General features: G+C 65.3%; 18 protein-coding genes. 10 read left to right on the forward strand and 8 right to left on the reverse strand.

Annotated features, from left to right (window positions below; genetic code table 11):
• Positions 1-121 precede the first annotated feature (121 nt).
• Together trpB and trpA are read left to right on the forward strand one after the other, a co-directional pair.
• Positions 122-1,339, forward strand: coding sequence for a tryptophan synthase subunit beta (trpB, locus tag L6D77_RS15700; RefSeq protein ID WP_232884354.1), 1,218 nt, complete (start codon positions 122-124; stop codon positions 1,337-1,339).
• Positions 1,336-2,145 carry a tryptophan synthase subunit alpha gene (gene trpA / locus L6D77_RS15705; RefSeq protein ID WP_232884353.1) on the forward strand — a complete coding sequence of 270 codons (810 nt, stop codon included), beginning with the start codon at positions 1,336-1,338 and terminating at the stop codon, positions 2,143-2,145. The genes trpB and trpA overlap by 4 nt, the downstream gene beginning before the upstream one ends.
• 99 nt (positions 2,146-2,244) lie before the next feature.
• On the opposite strand, the gene L6D77_RS15710 is transcribed toward trpA, so the two are convergent.
• A complete protein-coding gene (locus tag L6D77_RS15710; RefSeq protein ID WP_232884352.1) occupies positions 2,245-2,577 on the reverse strand; it encodes a DOPA 4,5-dioxygenase family protein in 333 nt (110 codons plus the stop codon).
• A 172-nt stretch (positions 2,578-2,749) separates the two neighbouring features.
• Complete coding sequence (locus L6D77_RS15715; protein WP_232884351.1) at positions 2,750-3,649, reverse strand: choline sulfate utilization transcriptional regulator; 900 nt, start codon at positions 3,647-3,649, stop codon at positions 2,750-2,752.
• Between the two features lie 109 nt (positions 3,650-3,758).
• Here L6D77_RS15715 and betC point away from each other — a divergent pair, with 109 nt between their 5' ends.
• The 3 genes from betC (at position 3,759) to L6D77_RS15730 (ending at position 7,935) form a co-directional block, all read left to right on the forward strand.
• Positions 3,759-5,276 (forward strand): choline-sulfatase, encoded by a 1,518-nt coding sequence (betC, locus tag L6D77_RS15720; protein ID WP_232884350.1) that lies wholly within the window; start codon positions 3,759-3,761, stop codon positions 5,274-5,276.
• A gap of 14 nt (positions 5,277-5,290) precedes the next feature.
• Positions 5,291-6,214 carry a choline ABC transporter substrate-binding protein gene (choX, locus tag L6D77_RS15725; RefSeq protein ID WP_232884349.1) on the forward strand — a complete coding sequence of 308 codons (924 nt, stop codon included), beginning with the start codon at positions 5,291-5,293 and terminating at the stop codon, positions 6,212-6,214.
• A 155-nt stretch (positions 6,215-6,369) separates the two neighbouring features.
• Positions 6,370-7,935, forward strand: a complete 1,566-nt coding sequence (locus L6D77_RS15730) for a SulP family inorganic anion transporter (RefSeq protein ID WP_232884348.1) — start codon at positions 6,370-6,372, stop codon at positions 7,933-7,935.
• A 127-nt stretch (positions 7,936-8,062) separates the two neighbouring features.
• On the opposite strand, the gene aroE is transcribed toward L6D77_RS15730, so the two are convergent.
• Both aroE and hemF read right to left on the reverse strand, forming a co-directional pair.
• Entirely contained in the window at positions 8,063-8,887 is an 825-nt protein-coding gene (gene aroE / locus L6D77_RS15735) for a shikimate dehydrogenase (RefSeq protein WP_232884347.1), read from the reverse strand.
• Between the two features lie 25 nt (positions 8,888-8,912).
• Positions 8,913-9,824 (reverse strand): oxygen-dependent coproporphyrinogen oxidase, encoded by a 912-nt coding sequence (gene hemF, locus L6D77_RS15740; protein WP_232884346.1) that lies wholly within the window; start codon positions 9,822-9,824, stop codon positions 8,913-8,915.
• Positions 9,825-9,956: 132 nt separating this feature from the next.
• Here hemF and L6D77_RS15745 point away from each other — a divergent pair, with 132 nt between their 5' ends.
• A complete protein-coding gene (locus L6D77_RS15745; RefSeq protein ID WP_232884345.1) occupies positions 9,957-10,934 on the forward strand; it encodes an NADPH:quinone reductase in 978 nt (325 codons plus the stop codon).
• Positions 10,935-11,050: 116 nt separating this feature from the next.
• Here L6D77_RS15745 and L6D77_RS15750 read toward each other — a convergent pair whose 3' ends face one another.
• From L6D77_RS15750 to dprA, 4 genes are all read right to left on the reverse strand, one after another.
• On the reverse strand, positions 11,051-11,362 hold the full coding sequence (locus L6D77_RS15750; protein WP_232884344.1) for a DUF3077 domain-containing protein: 312 nt from the start codon (positions 11,360-11,362) through the stop codon (positions 11,051-11,053).
• A gap of 473 nt (positions 11,363-11,835) precedes the next feature.
• Positions 11,836-12,312 carry a hypothetical protein gene (locus tag L6D77_RS15755; protein WP_232884414.1) on the reverse strand — a complete coding sequence of 159 codons (477 nt, stop codon included), beginning with the start codon at positions 12,310-12,312 and terminating at the stop codon, positions 11,836-11,838.
• Positions 12,313-12,585: 273 nt separating this feature from the next.
• Positions 12,586-13,143: an L-threonylcarbamoyladenylate synthase type 1 TsaC gene (tsaC, locus tag L6D77_RS15760; RefSeq protein WP_232884343.1), complete on the reverse strand. Its 558-nt coding sequence runs from the start codon at positions 13,141-13,143 to the stop codon at positions 12,586-12,588.
• Between the two features lie 39 nt (positions 13,144-13,182).
• Positions 13,183-14,280: a DNA-processing protein DprA gene (gene dprA, locus L6D77_RS15765; protein ID WP_236170091.1), complete on the reverse strand. Its 1,098-nt coding sequence runs from the start codon at positions 14,278-14,280 to the stop codon at positions 13,183-13,185.
• A 209-nt stretch (positions 14,281-14,489) separates the two neighbouring features.
• Here dprA and def point away from each other — a divergent pair, with 209 nt between their 5' ends.
• Genes def through trkA form a run of 4 tightly spaced genes read left to right on the forward strand, consistent with a single transcriptional unit; the run spans position 14,490 to position 18,691 of the window.
• Positions 14,490-14,996, forward strand: coding sequence for a peptide deformylase (gene def / locus L6D77_RS15770; RefSeq protein WP_110994080.1), 507 nt, complete (start codon positions 14,490-14,492; stop codon positions 14,994-14,996).
• Positions 14,997-15,056: 60 nt separating this feature from the next.
• Positions 15,057-15,989, forward strand: coding sequence for a methionyl-tRNA formyltransferase (gene fmt / locus L6D77_RS15775; RefSeq protein ID WP_232884341.1), 933 nt, complete (start codon positions 15,057-15,059; stop codon positions 15,987-15,989).
• The gene (gene rsmB, locus L6D77_RS15780) at positions 15,986-17,293 is read left to right on the forward strand and encodes a 16S rRNA (cytosine(967)-C(5))-methyltransferase RsmB (RefSeq protein ID WP_194788617.1); all 1,308 of its coding nucleotides are present in this window, start codon (positions 15,986-15,988) and stop codon (positions 17,291-17,293) included. Before fmt ends, rsmB begins: the two co-directional genes overlap by 4 nt.
• A gap of 24 nt (positions 17,294-17,317) precedes the next feature.
• A complete protein-coding gene (gene trkA, locus L6D77_RS15785; protein WP_110994077.1) occupies positions 17,318-18,691 on the forward strand; it encodes a Trk system potassium transporter TrkA in 1,374 nt (457 codons plus the stop codon).
• The last annotated feature ends 4 nt before the right edge of the window (positions 18,692-18,695 follow it).

Below are 18,695 nucleotides of genomic sequence, written 5' to 3' on the forward strand. Positions count from 1 at the left end.
CGATGTGGCTTCTTCGCGGGTAAACCCGCTCCCACAGGTTCGGTGTCATCCCTGTGGAAGCGGGTTTACCCGCGAAGAAGCGCACACGATCCCAACCTTCACACCGCCTATGGAGCGCCCCATGTCCCAGTCCCAATACCGCCCCGGCCCCGACGCCAACGGCCTGTTCGGCTCGTTCGGCGGCCGCTACGTGGCCGAAACCCTGATGCCGCTGGTGCTCGACCTGGCCCGCGAATACGAAGCCGCCAAGGCCGACCCCAAGTTCCTCGAAGACCTGGCCTACTTCCAGCGCGACTACATCGGCCGCCCCAACCCGCTGTACTTCGCCGAACGCCTGACCGAGCACTGCGGCGGCGCCAAGATCTACTTCAAGCGTGAAGAGCTCAACCACACCGGCGCGCACAAGGTGAACAACTGCATCGGCCAGGTGCTGCTGGCCAAGCGCATGGGCAAGAAACGCCTGATCGCCGAGACCGGCGCCGGCATGCACGGCGTGGCCACCGCCACCGTCGCCGCGCGTTTCGGCCTGCCCTGCGTGATCTACATGGGCGCCACCGACATCGAGCGCCAGCAGGCCAACGTGTTCCGCATGAAGCTCTTGGGCGCCGAGATCGTCCCGGTCACCGCCGGTACCGGCACCCTGAAAGACGCCATGAACGAGGCCCTGCGCGACTGGGTCACCAACGTCGACGACACCTTCTACCTGATCGGCACCGTGGCCGGCCCGCACCCGTACCCGGCGATGGTCCGCGACTTCCAGTCGATCATCGGCAAAGAAACCCGCGCCCAGCTGCACGAGAAGGAAGGGCGCCTGCCCGACAGCCTGATCGCCTGCGTCGGCGGCGGCTCCAACGCCATGGGCCTGTTCCACGACTTCCTCGAAGATGAAAGCGTCAAGATCATCGGCGTCGAAGCCGGCGGCCACGGCGTGCACACCGACAAGCACGCGGCCAGCCTCAACGGCGGCGTGCCGGGCGTGCTGCACGGCAACCGCACCTACCTGCTGCAGGATGCCGACGGCCAGATCACCGACGCCCACTCGATTTCCGCAGGCCTGGACTACCCTGGCATCGGCCCGGAACACGCCTACCTGCATGAAGTGAAACGCGTGGAATACGTGAGCATCACCGACGACGAAGCCCTCGACGCCTTCCACATCAGCTGCCGCCTCGAAGGCATCATCCCGGCGCTGGAAAGCTCCCACGCCCTGGCCGAGGCGATCAAGCGCGCCCCGACCCTGCCCAAAGACCACCTGATGGTGATCTGCCTGTCCGGTCGTGGCGACAAGGACATGCAAACCGTGATGAACCATATGGCCGCCCAGGAGAAACAGGCATGAGCCGTCTCGAACAACGCTTCGCCGAACTCAAGGCCGAAGGCCGCGCCGCCCTGGTCACCTTCGTCACCGCCGGCGACCCTGGCTACGACGCCTCGCTGAAGATCCTCAAGGGCCTGCCGGCCGCCGGCGCCGACGTGATCGAGCTGGGCATGCCGTTCACCGACCCGATGGCCGATGGCGTGGCCATCCAGCTCGCCACCCTGCGCGCCCTGGAAGCCGGCCAGACCCTGGCCAAGACCCTGCAGATGGTGCGCGAATTCCGCGTGGACAACCAAACCACGCCAATCGTGCTGATGGGTTACTACAACCCGATCCACCGCTTCGGTGTGGACACGTTCGTCGCCGAGGCTAAAGAGGCCGGCGTCGATGGCCTGATCATCGTCGACCTGCCGCCTGAGCACGACGCCGAGCTGGCCACCCCGGCCCAGGCCGCGGGCATCGACTTCATCCGCCTGACCACCCCGACCACCGACGACGTGCGCCTGCCGCGCGTGCTGGAGCGCAGCTCCGGGTTCGTCTACTACGTGTCGGTGGCCGGTGTGACCGGTGCGGGCTCGGCGACCACCGAGCATGTGACCGAGGCCGTGGCACGCCTGCGCCGGCATACCGACCTGCCGATCAGCGTTGGTTTCGGTATTCGTACGCCGGAGCAGGCTGCGGCTATCGCCCGCCTGGCCGATGGCGTGGTGGTAGGCTCGGCGCTGGTCGACAAGATCGCCCAGGCCAAGGATGCCGACCAGGCCGTGAATGACGTGCTGAGCCTGTGCTCGGCGCTGGCTGAAGGGGTGCGCGGCGCCCGTCGCTGAACCACGTCGCCTGCTTCGCGGGTAAACCCGCTCCCACAGGGTTTGCGGTGCCTGTGGGAGCGGGTTTACCCGCGAAGAGGCCAGCACAGGCTTACAGGACTAGTCACCAAAGATCGACAGATCCAACGGCCTGATCGCTCCCATCCAGATCGCATGATCGCGGTGATCCGCCAGCTCGTCCCCGGTCTCCGGGTGCAGGAACACCACCAACCCCTTGCGGTACAGCGCCAGCCACGGCAGCACCACCCCCACCACCTCCGGCCCGAACGCCAGTTGGCAGCTCCAGTCCGGGTGCGGCCCGACCGGCTTCTGGTGCATGCGCCCCATGGTGACGGGGAACAGCCGCGTCGCCTCTTCGCACAGCTCGCGGGCCTGCTCCAGGGTCGATGCGTCGTAGTACACGTGGGCGTGGTAACCCTTGATCCTTTGCACGGTGGCTCCTGGTTGCGTTGAATACCTGAAGTCTACGCCATCCCTGTAGGAGCGGCCTTGTGCCGCGAAAGGGCCGCAGAGCGGCCCCGGCAATTTTGATGGTAACGCTGAAGCCCGGGGGCTGCGTTGCAGCCCTTTCGCGGCACAAGGCCGCTCCTACAGGTGAACGATTTCACAGGCTGCGCTCCTGCTCCAGCCAATCCACAAACCGCTCGATCAATGCCCCACGCCGCTTGCGCGGCGGCAGCACCACGTAATACCCGCGCTTCGAGCGCAAACTCCCCTCCAACGGCCGACACAGCAAGCCTTGCTCCACCAGCCCGTCCACCAGGTGCCCCCAGCCGATCGCCACCCCCTGGCCGGCAATCGCCGCCTGGATCAGCAGGGTGTAATTGTCGAACCGCAGCTGCCCGGCCGGTGGCGGGCTGTCCACGCCAAACCCGCGAAACACCCCCGCCCAGTCGAACCAGCGGCTGGCCTGCTCACCCCGTAAATGGAGCAGGGGCAATCGTTGCAAAGCCACGGCTGACAAGGGTTTGCCATGAATCAGCCGAGGGCTGCACACCGGGAAGACTTCCTCGTCGAACAGCCAGCGGCTCTCGCCCTGGTGGAAGCGGCCATCGCCGAACAGCACCGCCACATCGATGTCCGGGCGCAGCATCGCCTGGCTGCGCTCGCCGGTCACCAGGCTCACGTCCACTTGTGGATAAGCCGCGTGGAAACGCTGCAAGCGCGGCATCAGCCAGAACGCCGCAAAGGCGAAGTCGGTCGCCACCTGCAGCACCTCGCGCTGGCCGCGCCCACTGGCTTGGGCAACGCCATCGTCCATCGCCTGCAAGCCCTGGTGCACCTGCTCGAACAACAGCAACCCCGCCTCGGTCAGCTCGATGCCGCGGTAAATCCGGTCGAACAACCGCGTGCCCAGCTGCGCCTCAAGGCGCTTCATCTGCTGACTCACCGCCGGCTGAGTGGTGCCCAGCTCCACGGCGGCAGCGGTGAAGCTGCGCAGGCGGGCGGCGGCCTCGAACACGCGCAAGGTGTCGAGGGGCAGGTCGGCAAGGTGCTCAAACATAAGCTTGGCTAATCCCAGTCATTGCCCGGCATGGGCTTTACCCCTGTTATCCACAGCCGCATGCTGGATTGCAAGTGGTACCCATAACCCTTGACGATGGAAGGCACCCATGAAGCGACCCAACATCCTGTTCATCATGGCCGATCAGATGGCTGCGCCCTTGCTGCCGATCTACAACCCATCGTCGATCAAGATGCCCCACCTGGCCCGCCTCGCCGAACAGGCCGTGGTGTTCGACAGTGCCTACTGCAACAGCCCGCTGTGCGCACCGTCGCGCTTCACCCTGGTCAGCGGCCAGTTGCCCAGCCGCATCGGCGCCTACGACAACGCCGCCGACTTCCCCGCCGACGTGCCTACCTACGCCCACTACCTGCGCCGCCTTGGCTACCGCACCGCGCTGTCGGGCAAGATGCACTTCTGCGGCCCCGACCAGTTGCACGGCTACGAAGAGCGCCTGACCAGCGATATCTACCCGGCCGACTACGGCTGGGCGGTGAACTGGGATGAACCGGATGTGCGCCCGAGCTGGTACCACAACATGTCTTCGGTGCTGCAAGCCGGGCCCTGTGTGCGCACCAACCAGCTGGATTTCGACGAAGAGGTGGTGTTCAAGGCGCGCCAGTACCTCTACGACCATGTGCGCGAGGATGACGGCCGGCCGTTCTGCCTGACCGTCTCCATGACCCACCCCCACGACCCGTACACCATCCCCAGGCACTACTGGGATCTGTACGAGGCTGTGGATATCCTGCTGCCACGCGAGGAAATTGATCAGGCTGAGCAGGACCCCCACTCGCAACGCCTGCTCAAGGTCTACGACCTGTGGAACAAGCCGCTGCCCGTGGACAAGATCCGCGACGCCCGCCGCGCCTACTTCGGCGCCTGCAGCTACATCGACGACAACATCGGCAAGCTGCTGCAAACCCTTGAAGACTGCGGCCTGGCCGACGACACCCTGATCGTGTTCTCGGGCGACCACGGCGACATGCTTGGCGAGCGTGGGCTCTGGTACAAGATGCACTGGTTCGAGATGTCGGCGCGGGTGCCGCTGCTGATCCATGCGCCCAAGCGCTTCGGGCCGGCCCGCGTCAGCGCCAGCGTATCCACCTGCGACCTGCTGCCAACCCTGATCGAACTGGCCGGCGGCGTTGTGGATAACCAGTTGCACCTGGATGGCCGCTCGCTGCTCGGCCACCTGCAAGGGCAGGGCGGGCATGACGAGGTGATCGGCGAATACATGGCCGAAGGCACGGTCGGCCCGCTGATGATGATCCGCCGTGGCCCCTACAAGTTCGTGTACAGCGAAGACGACCCATGGCTACTCTACGACCTGAGCCGCGACCCGCACGAGCGGGAGAACCTCACCGGCAGCCCGGACCACCAGGCGCTGCTGCAGGCATTTGCCGATGAAGCCAAACAGCGCTGGGATATCCCGGCCCTGCGCCAGCAGGTGCTGGCCAGCCAGCGGCGCCGCCGCCTCGTGGCCGAGGCGCTGGCCATCGGCAAGCTGAAAAGCTGGGACCACCAACCGCTGGTGGACGCCAGCCAACAGTACATGCGCAACCATATCGATCTCGACGACCTCGAGCGCAAGGCACGTTATCCACAGCCCGCACCCCTGGATTGAGAAGAGAGGCCGCCATGCAGAAGTTCTCCACCGCCGTGCTCGCCCTGGCCCTGGGCCTGGGCACGGCCCACGCCGCCGACAGCGACGCGCAATGCAGCACCGTGAAACTGGCCGACCCCGGCTGGAGCGATATCGCCAGCACCAACGCCCTGGCCCGGCTGCTGCTGGAAAGCCTGGGTTACCAGGTGAAGATCGACAGCCTGGCCGTGCCGATCATCTACGGCGGCCTCAAGGATGGCCGGGTGGATGCCTTCCTCGGCAACTGGATGCCGGCGCAGCAGGGCTTCCATGACAAGTTCATCGCCAACGGCGATGTGCAACAACTGGCGAAGAACCTGGAAGGCACCGAGTTCACCCTGGCTGTGCCCGACTACGTGTGGAACGCAGGTGTGAAGGACTTCGCCGACCTGCAAAAGCATGCCGAGCAGTTCGACAAGAAGCTCTACGGCATTGGATCGGGCGCGCCGGCCAACCTGTCGCTGAAAGCGATCATCGACAAGAACGAGTTCGATCTGGGGCAGTGGAAGCTGGTCGAGTCCAGCGAGCAGGCAATGCTGGCGCAGGTGGACCGGGCGGTGAAGAAGCAGCAGTTCATCACCTTCCTCGGTTGGACCCCGCACCCGATGAACGTGAAGCTGAAGATGCATTACCTCACGGGTGGGGAGAAATGGTTCGGCAGCAAGGGCGATGTTTACACCCTGACCCGCAAGGGGTATCCACAGGCGTGCCCGAATGCGGCGAAGCTGCTGGGGAACTTGAAGTTCTCGCTGGAGATGGAGAACAGCATCATGGCCGAGGTTGTGGATAAGAAAGTGAGCTTCGATGAGGCGGCCAAGGCTTGGGTTAAGGCCCATCCAGAGCTGCTGGAAGGGTGGTTGGCTGGAGTGACCACCAAAGCCGGTGGCAGCGCCCAAGAGGCCGTAACAGGCAGACTCTAGAGCCTTGCAGCCAGTTCCGGCCTCATCGCTGGCAAGCCAGCTCCCACACAGGTACAGCGACAGTCTTGAGGCTTGTGGTATCACTGTGGGAGCCGGCTTGCCGGCGATGAGGCCGGCAAGGCCAACACAAGATCGGATCCTAAGCGAGTTGCCCCATGCCCCGCCTTATCCACCTGCTGCCCTTCCTCACCTGGCTGCCCCACCAATCGGGCCGCAGCCTGCGCCAGGACCTGCTGGTGGGCCTGAGCGGCGCCATCCTCGCCCTGCCGCAGTCCATCGCCTACGCCCTGATCGCCGGGCTGCCCGCCGAGTACGGCCTGTACGCCGCCATCGTCCCCGTGCTGATCGCCTGCCTGTGGGGCTCGTCCTGGCACCTGATCTGCGGCCCTACCGCCGCCATCTCCATCGTCCTCTACGCCAGCATCAGCCCGCTGGCCGTGGCCGGCAGCGCCGACTACGTGACCCTGGTACTGCTGCTGACTTTCCTTGGCGGTGTCTTCCAGTTGCTGCTGGGGCTGTTGCGCTTCGGGGCGCTGGTCAATTTCGTTTCCCACTCGGTGGTGCTGGGCTTCACCCTCGGCGCCGCCATCGTCATCGCCCTTGGGCAGCTGCCGAACCTGCTGGGGATGGACCTGCCGAGCCAGGCCACGGCGTTGAAGACTGTGCAGGACCTGGCTGGGCACATGGGCGAAGTGGATCTGCCATCGCTGGCCCTGGGCCTGGCCACGCTGGTCATCGGTATTGCCCTGAAACTGTGGCGCCCGCGCTGGCCAAGCCTGTTGATAAGCCTGCTGCTGGTCAGCCTGGTGGCCTGGCTGTTACCCGGCGTGTTCGGCCACGTGCCCAGGGTGGCTGCGTTTGCCGGGCAACTCCCGCCCTTCAGCCCGCTGCCGCTGCTGGACGTGGAACTGATGCTGCGCCTGCTGCCCAGCGCTGTGGCGGTGGGCATGCTGGGGCTGGTCACCAGCCTGTCGATTGCCCGCTCGTTGTCGGCACGTTCGGAGCAACTGATCGACCCTGACCAGGAGATCCGCGCACAGGGCCTGTCCAACATCGGCGGCGCGTTTTTTTCCGGTTACCTGTCCGCGGGTTCCTTCACTCGCTCGGGCCTGAGCTACGACGCTGGCGCCCGCTCGCCACTGGCCGGGGTGTTCTCGGCCTTGTGGGTGGCGCTGTTCGCCGTGACCGGCGCCGGGCTGATCGCCCACCTGCCGATCCCGGCGATGGCGGGGAGCATCCTGCTGATCTGCTGGGGGCTGGTGGACCATCGCGGCATTCGCGCGCTGTTCCGGGTCAGCCGTTCGGAGTTCCTGGTGATGGCGCTGACAGCGGCGGCGACGCTGCTGTTGGAGTTGCAGACGGCGATCTATGCCGGGGTGTTGGCGTCGCTGTTCTTCTACCTCAAGCGCACCTCGCGGCCACGGGTGCAGCAAAGCCGGGAAGGGGAGGCGGACATCTTGCGGGTTGGCGGGTCGATTTTTTTCGGCGCGGCGCATTATCTGCAGGTGCGCCTTCAGCGCTGCCAGGGACCACACGTGGTGATCGATGCGCGGCAGGTGAACTTCATCGACTATTCGGGTGTGGATATGTTGCACCGCGAGGCGCGGCGGTTGATGCGCAGTGGCGGGAGCCTGACGTTGCAGCGGGCAAGGCCGCAGGTGATGGAGGAGTTGCAGAAGCTGGAAGGGGTTGAACTGTGCCCCATCCGGTTTGAGGAGTGACCATCAGATGCTGGGGCTGCTGCGCAGCCCTTTCACGGCACGAGGCCGCTCCTACAGGTGATCGCGTTCCTTGTAGGAGCGGCCTTGTGCCGCGAAAGGGCCGCAAAGCGGCCCCAAAATCTCGCACTTAGCCGCGGGCCAACTGCCGACGCAGCTCATCCAGCACCGGCCCGGTCTCAGGCCGAACCCCACGCCAGATAAAGAACGCCTCGGCGGCCTGCTCCGCCAGCATCCCCAACCCATCCAGCACCTTCGCCGCACCCAGCTTGCTGGCCCACTGGCAGAACGGCGTCGGTTCCTTGCCATACATCATGTCGTAGCACACGGTACGCCCCGCCTCGACCAGGCTCTCGGCAATCGGCGGCAGCTCGCCAGCCAGGCTCGCCGAGGTGGCGTTGATGATCACGTCCACCGGCTCGTGCAACCAGGCAAAACCGCTGGCCACCACCGGCCCCAGCTCATCGAACTCACGGGCCAGCTGCTCGGCCTTCTCCACCGTGCGGTTGGCGATCACCAGCGATTGCGGGTTGTGCGCCAGGATCGGCTCCAGCACACCGCGCACCGCACCGCCGGCACCGAGGATGAGGATGCGCTTGCCGGCCAGCTCGACCCCAGCGTTGACGGTGAGGTCACGCACCAGCCCGGCGCCATCGGTGTTGTCGCCTTGCAATGTGCCGTCGGCCAGCTTGCTCAAGGTGTTCACCGCGCCTGCACGCTGGGCACGCGGGGTGAGGCTGTCGCACAGGCGGTAAGCCTCTTCCTTGAACGGCACGGTGACGTTGGCGCCGCTGCCTTGCTTGAAGAAGCCACGGGCGCAGTCGCTGAACTCGTCCAGCGGCGCCAGCAGCGTGTTGTACTCCAGGTCCTGGCCGGTCTGGTCGGCGAACAGGCGGTGGATCAGCGGCGACTTGCTGTGGCCGATGGGGTTACCGAAAACGACGTACTGGTCCATGGGTGATCCTCGGGTTTCCACAGGCTTACTGGGCGAGCCAGTCGCGGTCTTGCAGGAAGTACTCGGTCAGGCGCGCTTCTTCGCTGCCCGGCACGGCTTTCCAGTCGTAGCCCCAGCGCACTTGCGGAGGCAGCGACATCAGGATCGACTCGGTGCGGCCACCGGACTGCAGGCCGAACAGGGTGCCACGGTCGTAGACCAGGTTGAACTCCACGTAGCGGCCACGGCGGTATTCCTGGAATTCACGCTGCGCCGGGGTGTACGGGGTGCCCTTGCGGCGCTGCACGATCGGCAGGTAAGCCTCGACGTAGGCATCACCGATGGCGCGGATGAAGGCGAAGCAGGTGTCGAAGTCCCACTCGTTCAGGTCATCGAAGAACAGGCCGCCGATGCCACGCGGCTCGCCACGGTGCTTTAGGTGGAAGTAGCGGTCGCACCAGGCCTTGTAGCGCGGGTACACGTCGGCGCCGAACGGCGCGCAGGCCTGCTCGGCCACGCGGTGCCAGTGCACGCAGTCTTCTTCATTGCCGTAGTAGGGGGTCAGGTCGAAGCCACCGCCGAACCACCACACCGCCTCTTCGCCCTCTTTTTCGGCGATGAAGAACCGCACGTTGGCGTGGGACGTCGGCACATGGGGGTTGTGCGGGTGGATCACCAGCGACACGCCCAGCGCCTCGAAACCACGGCCCGCCAGCTCCGGGCGGTGGGCACTGGCCGACGGCGGCAGGCCGCTGCCGAACACGTGGGAGAAGTTGACGCCGCCTTTCTCGATCACCTTGCCGTCGCCGATCACCCGCGTGCGACCGCCGCCGCCGGCATCGCGCACCCAGGCATCCTCGACGAAGCGGGCGCCGCCGTCTTCGTTCTCGAGGGCAGTGCAGATGCGGTCTTGCAGGTCGAGCAGGTAGGCTTTCACGGCCTCGGTGCGGCTGGTCATCGGGTCACCTGGAAGGAGCGGGGAAAATTCGCCGCGTAGCATACCACCGGCAAACCCCGCGCCGCAGTTGACGGCGATCAAGCAAAGGCGTCCGATAGAAGGCCTTTGCAGCCCCAATGACAGGAGTGTGTGATGGCCAAGCGTATCCAGTTCAGCCAGCATGGCGGCCCGGAAGTGTTGCAGCTGGTGGAATTCGACCCGGCCCCGCCCGGCCCGCAGCAGGTGCGCGTACGCAACCATGCGATCGGCCTGAACTTCATCGACACCTATTTCCGTGGCGGGCTGTATGCACCGCCGTCGCTGCCTTCCGGGCTGGGCACCGAAGCGGCGGGGGTGGTCGAGGCGGTGGGCGAGGGCGTCAGCCGGATCAAGGTCGGCGACCGCGTGGCCTATGCCGGCGGGCCGCTGGGGGCCTACAGCGAGGTGCATACGCTGCCGGAGGCCAACCTGGTCAAGCTGCCGGATGCGATCAGCTTCGAGCAGGCCGCGGCGGTGATGCTCAAGGGGCTGACCACGCAGTATCTGCTCAAGCAGACCTATGCCGTGCAGCCGGGGGATTTCGTGCTGTTCCATGCGGCTGCCGGTGGGGTGGGTTCGCTGGCTTGCCAGTGGGCCAAAGCGCTGGGGGCCAAGCTGATCGGCACTGTCAGCTCCGCCGAGAAGGCCGAACGGGCCAAGGCGCTCGGGGCCTGGGCCACCATCGACTACAGCCGTGAAGACGTAGCCCAGCGCGTGCTGGAACTGACCGACGGTCAGAAATGCCCGGTGGTGTATGACGGCGTGGGGGCGGATACCTGGCTGACTTCGCTGGATTGCCTGAAGCCGCGTGGGTTGATGGTGAGCTTCGGCAATGCGTCCGGCGCGGTGACCGGGGTGAACCTGGGGATCTTGTCGCAGAAGGGGTCGCTGTATGTCACCCGGCCAACGCTGGCGAGCTATGCCAACAATGCCGAGAACACCCAGGCCATGGCCGATGACCTGTTCGCGATGATCGCCAGTGGCAAGCTGGTGGTGGATATCCAGCAGCGGTATCCGTTGAGCGAGGCGGCCAAGGCACAGAGTGAGTTGTCGGCGCGGCGCACAGTGGGTTCGACTGTGCTTTTGCCTTGAGATCCTGGGGCCGCTTTGCGGCCCATTCGCTGGCAAGCCAGCTCCCACAGGGACCGCGCAAACCTCCTGGATGACGCTGTACCTGTGGGAGCCGGCTTGCCGGCGATGGCGTCAGTTCAGCCAGCGGGCCTTTCGGCTGCTGGCGCCGACTCGATGCCCTCAAGCATCGCCTCCACCAACCCCTCCGCCATTTCCAGCGAATGCAGGCTGGACCAGAACATTCCCCGCCCCTCGTCCCGCAGATGGTCGAGCGCCTTGATGCCCGTGTCGTAGGCGCAGCGCAAGTAGAGCGCTACATGCACCAGGGCGTCGTGTGGGGAGACATCAGGGTTCACGGAAAAGAGGGGCGGATGGCCGGCATCGCAGCGGCCGAAGGGGTGGGCGGAAGTATTGGGGAGGGGTGGATCGGGGACGATCTTTTTCATCATGAGATCTCGCATCTAGGCCGACACGCATCCGTTACCACACGGATGGGTGGCAGCTGCATACGGGGTGGTAAACCGGGAGAGATCTCAAAACCCGGCAGGCACGAGGCCTCCCGCATGCAGCCACCATAGACTGCCAAGATCTCTCCCTGCTCGGGTTACCACACCCGATCGCCAAGTTATTCGGCGACGGTCTGGAGCCTAGAGGCAAGAGTTCCCACTGAGAAGGTAATGGCAGTCGACAGGCTGCGTAGGATATTTCTCTGAATTCAAGATGGGCAACCTTGGGAGGAAAAATCAGAAAGTCCTGAGGGTGCAGAGAATCCCTGTAGGAGCGACACGCGAGAGAAAGGGCCTCGCTTGACCGTGCCGACTCTGAGGCGTAGCCTTTCTGCCTGAGGTTGTGCTGGTGCGCCGGTTGAGTTTCAAGTTATCCGGGCGAGTGCATCCTTACCCTTTGGCCGCCTACGCGGCCATTATTTTTTGGGCTTGTTTCTATCCCCTTTAGGCACGATGGAATAGAGCTCCGCCTTGGGCTTGCGGGCCGTCAGTTCAAAAATCGCCTCATCATAGATTTCATTGCCATAGCCATCGTTTCGGCCGATTGTGCTGCGAAGGGCAGTCATGTGCGTGGCTCTCTTCCAGACCGATGTCGCTGCCAGCGCTGCCTTGATTTGCAGAACCATGTCATCAATGGTGTATCCGTCCCGTACCACCCGGCTTCTGTAGGCATGACTGCCAATAAATACGATGCCCGGATCCTCAAGCTGGGGTAAATCCTGCCCTTTTTTCTGCCTGTTGATCGCTTCGAACTGATCTGCGGTAAATCTGCCTATTTCCACCGCCCTGACCCGATGGTTGGACGCTAGCTGCTCCAGATTCGCCCTTATCAGGTACTCGGCATTTTCGAATAGCGGCATTTTTCCGGATGCTCCCGCCGATTTGCGACGCACGGCGAGCAAGCTAGATGCAGGGGTTCCTGTAATGAAGGTGACGACTTGGGACGGGGGAAGTAGGACCTTTCCCAATTGGTTTACCGGGCAACCATTTGTGAGAAAGCCTGGAGAATCTGGGCGGTTTCTGGGGCCGCTTCGCGGTCCTTTCCGACCGGTCCGCCGCCTCGGCAAGGCCGCTCCCACAGGTTACAACGCCAAGCCCGAGAACTGCTCTGTACTGTAGGAGCGGCCTTGTGCCGCGAAACGAGGGCGAAGCCCTCGCCAGCGGTATCACCCCGGACGAACGATCTCGCCGGTCGCCAGATCTCTAATCACACTCGGATTCTTCCGCCCCCCCAACGCCCCACCCAGCACCATGTCCAGCTGCTTGTGGAAATACTGCTCCACCCGCAACCGGCTCTTGGCCGCCGGGCGCCCGGCCGGGTTGCAGGACGTGGAAATCAACGGCCCGACAAACGCACACAGCTCCCGCACCTGCGGATGATCGCTGACCCGCAGCGCCACGCTGTCATGCTGCCCGGTCACCCACTCGGGCAACAGGTCCTGGTGCGGCACCAGCCAGGTGTTCGGCCCCGGCCAGGTGGCGGCCATGCGGTCGATCCAGTCCTGGGGGAAGTCTTCGAACAGGAAGTCGAACTGGTGGATGCTGTCGGCGACCAGGATCAGGCCTTTATCCACAGGCCGCGACTTGAGCGCCAGCAGGCGATACACCGCATCTTCGTTCCATGGGTCGCAGCCCAGGCCCCAGACCGCTTCGGTTGGATAGGCGATCACCGCACCCGCCTTGATCTCACGCGCGGCTTGTTGCACACGCCAACTGCTCACCATTTGTTGTCTCTCCGCCTATAAGCCTTGTGCGCAGTGTACTTAGGCCGACCTTGCAAACCAACGCCCGGCTTCATTGCTGACCCGGCCCTCAAGCTCCAGCTCGGTGAGGCTGGCCAGCACCTGGGCCAGCGGCTGGCCGCTGCTGTGTGCCAGGCCTTCGGTGGTGTGGGGCGCGGCGTGGAGCAAGGCCAGCAAAGGATGGTCGGATTTGTCCACAGGCGCCGCAGGCAGGTTCTGCCAACCGCGCAGGCTGTCGAGGATCTGTTCCACACTCTCCACCAGCAGCGCGCCGTCGCGGATCAGCTGGTGGCAGCCCTTGGCGCCGGGATGGTGGATGGAGCCCGGGATGGCATACACCTCGCGCCCTTGTTCGGCGGCAAGCCGGGCGGTGATCAACGAGCCGCTGGCAATACTCGCCTCGACCACCAGCACACCCAGCGACATTCCACTGATGATCCGGTTGCGTCGGGGGAAGTTGCCGGCCAGCGGCCCGGCATCCAGCGGGTACTCGGAAACCAGCGCGCTACCGCTGTCGAGCATCGCCCGGGCGAGGTCGCGGTGGCGCTGTGGATAAAGTTTTTGCAACCCTGTGCCGAGCACCCCGATGGTGTGCCCACCGGCGTTCAGCGCGACCCGATGAGCGGCACCGTCAACGCCCAGCGCCAGCCCGCTGGTGATGGTGAAACCGGCCTGCGCAAGGCAACGCGAGAACGCAGCTGCGGTATCCAGCGCTGGCGGTGAAGCACGCCTGCTGCCCACAATTGCCAGCTGCGGCTGCTCCAGCAAAGCAGGGTCGCCGGCGACGAACAGCAGCGGCGGCGGGTCGTCGATTTCACCCAGCAACGCGGGATAGCCAGGACCGTCCCACATCAGCAAATGCTGGCCCGGGCGCTCTATCCAGGCCATTGCAGCCAACGCACCGTCACGCACTTCGGGGCTACGCCGGGCATCGATGCTGGCGGCCGACAGCCCCAGCGCACGCCAGGCACTGGCCGGCGCACTGAGTGCCGAAGAGGCATTGCCAAAGGCTTCGATGAGGGTATGGAAACGGCGCAGGCCGGTGTCGGGGAGTCGATGCAGACGCAGCCGCGCCTCCAGCTCGGCAGGCGGGAAAGGCGACGAACGGGGTGTAGTCATAGGGGATCATCCTTGATCAAAAAGGGGCCATCGGCGTGGCACAAGCTGTGGATAACTTTGTGGGTAATACTTTGAAAAGCTGTCCATTAATTGGCAGCTATCCACCCCATAGAGACCCTAGCCGAGCTTTCACAGGTGCCTTGGCCACCTTTTCCCTTTATTATGTGTGCTCAGTTTTCAACCGACCGCACAGTGACTGCCTGACCCCTATGGCCATTTTGAACATTCTCGAATTCCCCGATCCGCGCCTGCGTACCATTGCCAAACCGGTAACGGTGTTCGACGACGCCCTGCGTCAGCTGATCGACGACATGTTCGAAACCATGTACGAGGCCCCAGGCATCGGCCTGGCGGCGACCCAGGTCAACGTGCACCAGCAAGTCGTGGTGATGGACCTGAGCGAAGATCGCAGCGAACCGCGCGTGTTCATCAACCCCAGCGTCGAAGAGCTGACCCACGACATGGGCCAGTACCAGGAAGGCTGCCTGTCGGTGCCGGGCTTCTACGAGAACGTCGACCGCCCGCTGCGCGTCCGGGTCAAGGCCCAGGACCGCGACGGCAAGCCCTACGAGCTCGAAGCCGAAGGCCTGCTGGCGGTGTGCGTGCAGCACGAATTCGATCACCTCAACGGCAAGCTGTTCGTCGACTACCTGTCGCAGCTCAAACGTGACCGGATCAAGAAGAAGCTGGAAAAGCAGCACCGCCAGCAAGCCTGATCCCTCCCTTCCAGAAGGCTTGCTCCGGCAAGCCTTTTTCTTTTTTGCAGCGAGAACACCATGCGCATCGTCTTTGCTGGCACCCCAGAGTTTGCCGCCGAACACCTCAAGGCCCTGCTCGACAGCCCGTACGAGATCGTGGCCGTCTACACCCAGCCGGACCGCCCCGCCGGCCGTGGCCAGAAGCTCATGCCGAGCGCGGTCAAGGCCCTGGCCGTGGCCCATGACATCCCGGTGTACCAGCCGCAGACCCTGCGCAACGCCGAGGCGCAAGCCGAACTCGCCGCGCTGAAGCCGGACCTGATGGTGGTGGTCGCCTACGGCCTGATCCTGCCCCAGGCGGTGTTGGATATCCCGCGCCTGGGTTGCATCAACAGCCACGCCTCGCTGCTGCCGCGCTGGCGCGGTGCGGCGCCGATCCAGCGCGCCGTGGAGGCGGGTGACGCCGAGAGCGGCGTGACCGTGATGCGCATGGAAGCTGGCCTGGACACCGGCCCGATGCTGCTCAAAGTGGTGACGCCGATCAGCGCCGACGACACCGGCGGCACCCTGCACGACCGCCTCGCCGAAATGGGCCCGCCTGCGGTGATCCAGGCCATCGCCGGCCTGGCCGATGGCAGCCTGCAAGGCGAAGTGCAGGACGATGCCCTGGCCACCTACGCCCACAAGCTGAACAAAGACGAAGCGCGCATCGACTGGAGCCGCCCGGCGGTGGAGCTTGAGCGCCTGATCCGCGCCTTCAACCCCTGGCCGGTGTGCCACAGCACCCTGGACGGCGAAAGCGTGAAGGTGCTGGCCGCCAAGTTGTCCACAGCCCAGGGCGCCCCCGGCGAAATCCTGTCGGCCAGCAAGGACGGCCTAGTGGTCGCCTGCGGTGACCAGGCCCTGAGCCTGACCCGCCTGCAACTGCCGGGTGGCAAGGCCCTCAACTTCGCCGACCTGTTCAACAGCCGCCGCGAGAAATTCGCCAGCGGCAAGGTGCTCGGCCAATGAATCCACGCCTGGCTGCCGCCCGTGCCTTGGCCGCTGTGCTCAGCGGCAAGGCTTCGCTGAACAGCTCGCTGCCGGCGCAACTGGACAAGGTCGATGAGCGCGACCGTGGCCTGACCCAGGACCTGGCCTTCGGCACCGCCCGTTGGCAGCCGCGCCTGGACCTGCTGGCCGCGCAGCTGCTGCAGAAGCCGTTCAAGGCCGCCGACGCCGATGTGCAGGCGCTGCTGCTGGTCGGCCTGTACCAGCTGTTCTACACCCGCATCCCGGCCCACGCCGCCATCGGTGAGACCGTGGGTTGCGCCGACAAGCTGAAGAAGCCGTGGGCCAAGGCCCTGCTCAATGCCGTGCTGCGCCGCGCCCAGCGCGAAGGCGAGGCCCTGCTGGCCGGCATGGAACGCGACCCGGTGGTGCGCACCGCCCACCCGCGCTGGCTGCAAAAGGCGCTCAAGGCCTTCTGGCCGGAGCAGTGGGAAGCCATCTGCGCCGCCAACAACGCCCACCCGCCGATGATCCTGCGCATCAACCGCCGCCACCACAGCCGCGACGCTTACCTCGCGTTGCTGGCCGAGGCCGGCATCGGCGCCAGCGCCTGCCAGTACAGCCGTGACGGCATCGTGCTGGCCGAAGCCTGCGACGTGCGCGGCCTGCCGGGCTTCGCCGAGGGTTGGGTCAGCGTGCAGGACGAAGCCGCGCAGCTGTCCGCCGACCTGCTGGAGCTGGCCCCCGGCCAACGTGTGCTCGACGCCTGCTGCGCCCCGGGCGGCAAGACCTGCCACCTGCTTGAAGCCGAGCCGGGCTTGGCGCACATGGTCGCCATCGACCTCGAGGCCAAGCGCCTGACCCGCGTGCGCGAGAACCTCGACCGCCTCAAGCTCGACGCCGAGCTGATCGCCTGCGACGCCCGCGACACCGCCAGCTGGTGGGACGGCAAGCAGTTCCAGCGCATCCTGCTCGACGCCCCCTGCTCGGCCACCGGCGTGATCCGCCGCCACCCGGACATCAAGCTGACCCGCCAGGCCGACGACATCCCGGCCCTGGCCGCGCTGCAAGGCGAGCTGCTCGATGCCCTGTGGCCGACCCTGGAAGTGGGCGGCATGCTGCTGTACGCCACCTGCTCGAGCCTGCCCACCGAGAACACCGAAGTGATCGACGCCTTCCTCGCCCGCACCCCGGGTGCCCGCGAACTGGACCTGGCGACCGAGGCCGGCCTGCGCCAGCCCCACGGGCGCCAGCTGCTGGCCCAGGAAGGCGGCCACGACGGTTTCTACTATGCCAAGCTGATCAAGATCGCCGCCTCGCGGTAAGCACAAGAACGTAGGGAGTAGTGGATGAAGATCATCATCCTCGGCGCGGGGCAGGTAGGCGGTACGCTGGCGGAACACCTGGCCAGCGAAGCCAACGACATTACCGTGGTCGACACCGACAGCGAGCGCCTGCGCGACCTCGGCGACCGCCTGGACATCCGCACCGTGCAAGGCCGCGCCTCGCTGCCGACGGTGCTGCGCCAGGCCGGCGCCGACGACGCCGACATGCTGGTGGCAGTGACCAACAGCGACGAGACCAACATGGTCGCGTGCCAGGTGGCCTACTCGCTGTTCCACACCCCGACCAAGATCGCCCGGGTGCGCGAATCGGCCTACCTCACCCGCGAAGAGCTGTTCGACAACGACCACATCCCGGTGGACGTGCTGATCAGCCCCGAGCAAGTGGTGACCAACTACATCAAGCGCCTGATCGAACACCCAGGCTCGCTGCAGGTGATCGACTTCGCCGAGGGCAAGGCCCAGCTGGTGGCCGTCAGGGCCTATTACGGTGGGCCGCTGGTAGGCCAGCAACTGCGCCAGATCCGCGCCCACATGCCCAACGTCGACACCCGCGTGGCGGCGATCTTCCGCCGCGACCGGCCGATCACGCCGAGGGGCGACACAGTGATCGAAGCCGACGACGAAGTGTTCTTCATTGCCGCGAAGAAGGACATCCGCGCGGTGATGGGCGAGCTGCGCCGCATCGACGAAACCAACAAGCGCGTGGTGATCGCCGGTGGCGGGCAGATCGGCGAGCGCCTGGCCGAGGCCATCGAAAGCCGCTACCAGGTGAAGATCATCGAGATGAACCCGGCGCGCTGCCGGCACCTTTCCGACACCCTGGAAAGCACCGTGGTGCTGCAGGGCAGTGCTTCGGACAAGGACCTGATGCTGGAAGAGAACATCGCCGACGCCGACATCTTCCTGGCCCTGACCAACGACGACGAGGCCAACATCATGGCGTCGCTCCTGGCCAAGCGCCTGGGCGCGCGCAAGGTGATGACCATCATCAACAACCCGGCCTATGTCGACCTGGTGCAGGGCGGCGACATCGACATCGCCATCAGCCCGCAGCTGGCCACCATCGGCACGCTGCTGGCCCACGTGCGCCGCGGCGACATCGTCAGCGTGCACTCGCTGCGCCGTGGCGCGGCCGAGGCCATCGAGGCCGTGGCCCATGGCGACGCGAAGTCGAGCAAGGTGGTGGGCAAGGCCATCGAGGACATCGCCCTGCCGCCGGGCACCACCATCGGCGCGATCATCCGCGACGAGGAAGTGCTGATCGCCCATGACGACACGGTGATCGAGTCAGGCGACCATGTGATCCTGTTCGTTGTGGATAAAAAGCATATTCGGGACGTGGAAAAGCTGTTCCATGTTGGCTTGAGTTTCTTCTAAAGGA

This window comes from Pseudomonas parasichuanensis (assembly GCF_021601385.1).
Taxonomy (GTDB): Bacteria; Pseudomonadota; Gammaproteobacteria; order Pseudomonadales; family Pseudomonadaceae; genus Aquipseudomonas; species Aquipseudomonas parasichuanensis.

Coding starts and splice junctions, on each gene's coding strand:
- trkA (WP_110994077.1), top strand. CDS start 17,318: ATGAAGATCATCATCCTCGGCGCGGGGCAGGTAGGCGGTACGCTGGCG.
- L6D77_RS15750 (WP_232884344.1), bottom strand. CDS start 11,362: ATGATGAAAAAGATCGTCCCCGATCCACCCCTCCCCAATACTTCCGCC.
- betC (WP_232884350.1), top strand. CDS start 3,759: ATGAAGCGACCCAACATCCTGTTCATCATGGCCGATCAGATGGCTGCG.
- hemF (WP_232884346.1), bottom strand. CDS start 9,824: ATGACCAGCCGCACCGAGGCCGTGAAAGCCTACCTGCTCGACCTGCAA.
- def (WP_110994080.1), top strand. CDS start 14,490: ATGGCCATTTTGAACATTCTCGAATTCCCCGATCCGCGCCTGCGTACC.
- L6D77_RS15715 (WP_232884351.1), bottom strand. CDS start 3,649: ATGTTTGAGCACCTTGCCGACCTGCCCCTCGACACCTTGCGCGTGTTC.
- trpA (WP_232884353.1), top strand. CDS start 1,336: ATGAGCCGTCTCGAACAACGCTTCGCCGAACTCAAGGCCGAAGGCCGC.
- dprA (WP_236170091.1), bottom strand. CDS start 14,280: ATGACTACACCCCGTTCGTCGCCTTTCCCGCCTGCCGAGCTGGAGGCG.
- fmt (WP_232884341.1), top strand. CDS start 15,057: ATGCGCATCGTCTTTGCTGGCACCCCAGAGTTTGCCGCCGAACACCTC.
- L6D77_RS15730 (WP_232884348.1), top strand. CDS start 6,370: ATGCCCCGCCTTATCCACCTGCTGCCCTTCCTCACCTGGCTGCCCCAC.
- trpB (WP_232884354.1), top strand. CDS start 122: ATGTCCCAGTCCCAATACCGCCCCGGCCCCGACGCCAACGGCCTGTTC.
- tsaC (WP_232884343.1), bottom strand. CDS start 13,143: ATGGTGAGCAGTTGGCGTGTGCAACAAGCCGCGCGTGAGATCAAGGCG.
- choX (WP_232884349.1), top strand. CDS start 5,291: ATGCAGAAGTTCTCCACCGCCGTGCTCGCCCTGGCCCTGGGCCTGGGC.
- rsmB (WP_194788617.1), top strand. CDS start 15,986: ATGAATCCACGCCTGGCTGCCGCCCGTGCCTTGGCCGCTGTGCTCAGC.
- aroE (WP_232884347.1), bottom strand. CDS start 8,887: ATGGACCAGTACGTCGTTTTCGGTAACCCCATCGGCCACAGCAAGTCG.
- L6D77_RS15745 (WP_232884345.1), top strand. CDS start 9,957: ATGGCCAAGCGTATCCAGTTCAGCCAGCATGGCGGCCCGGAAGTGTTG.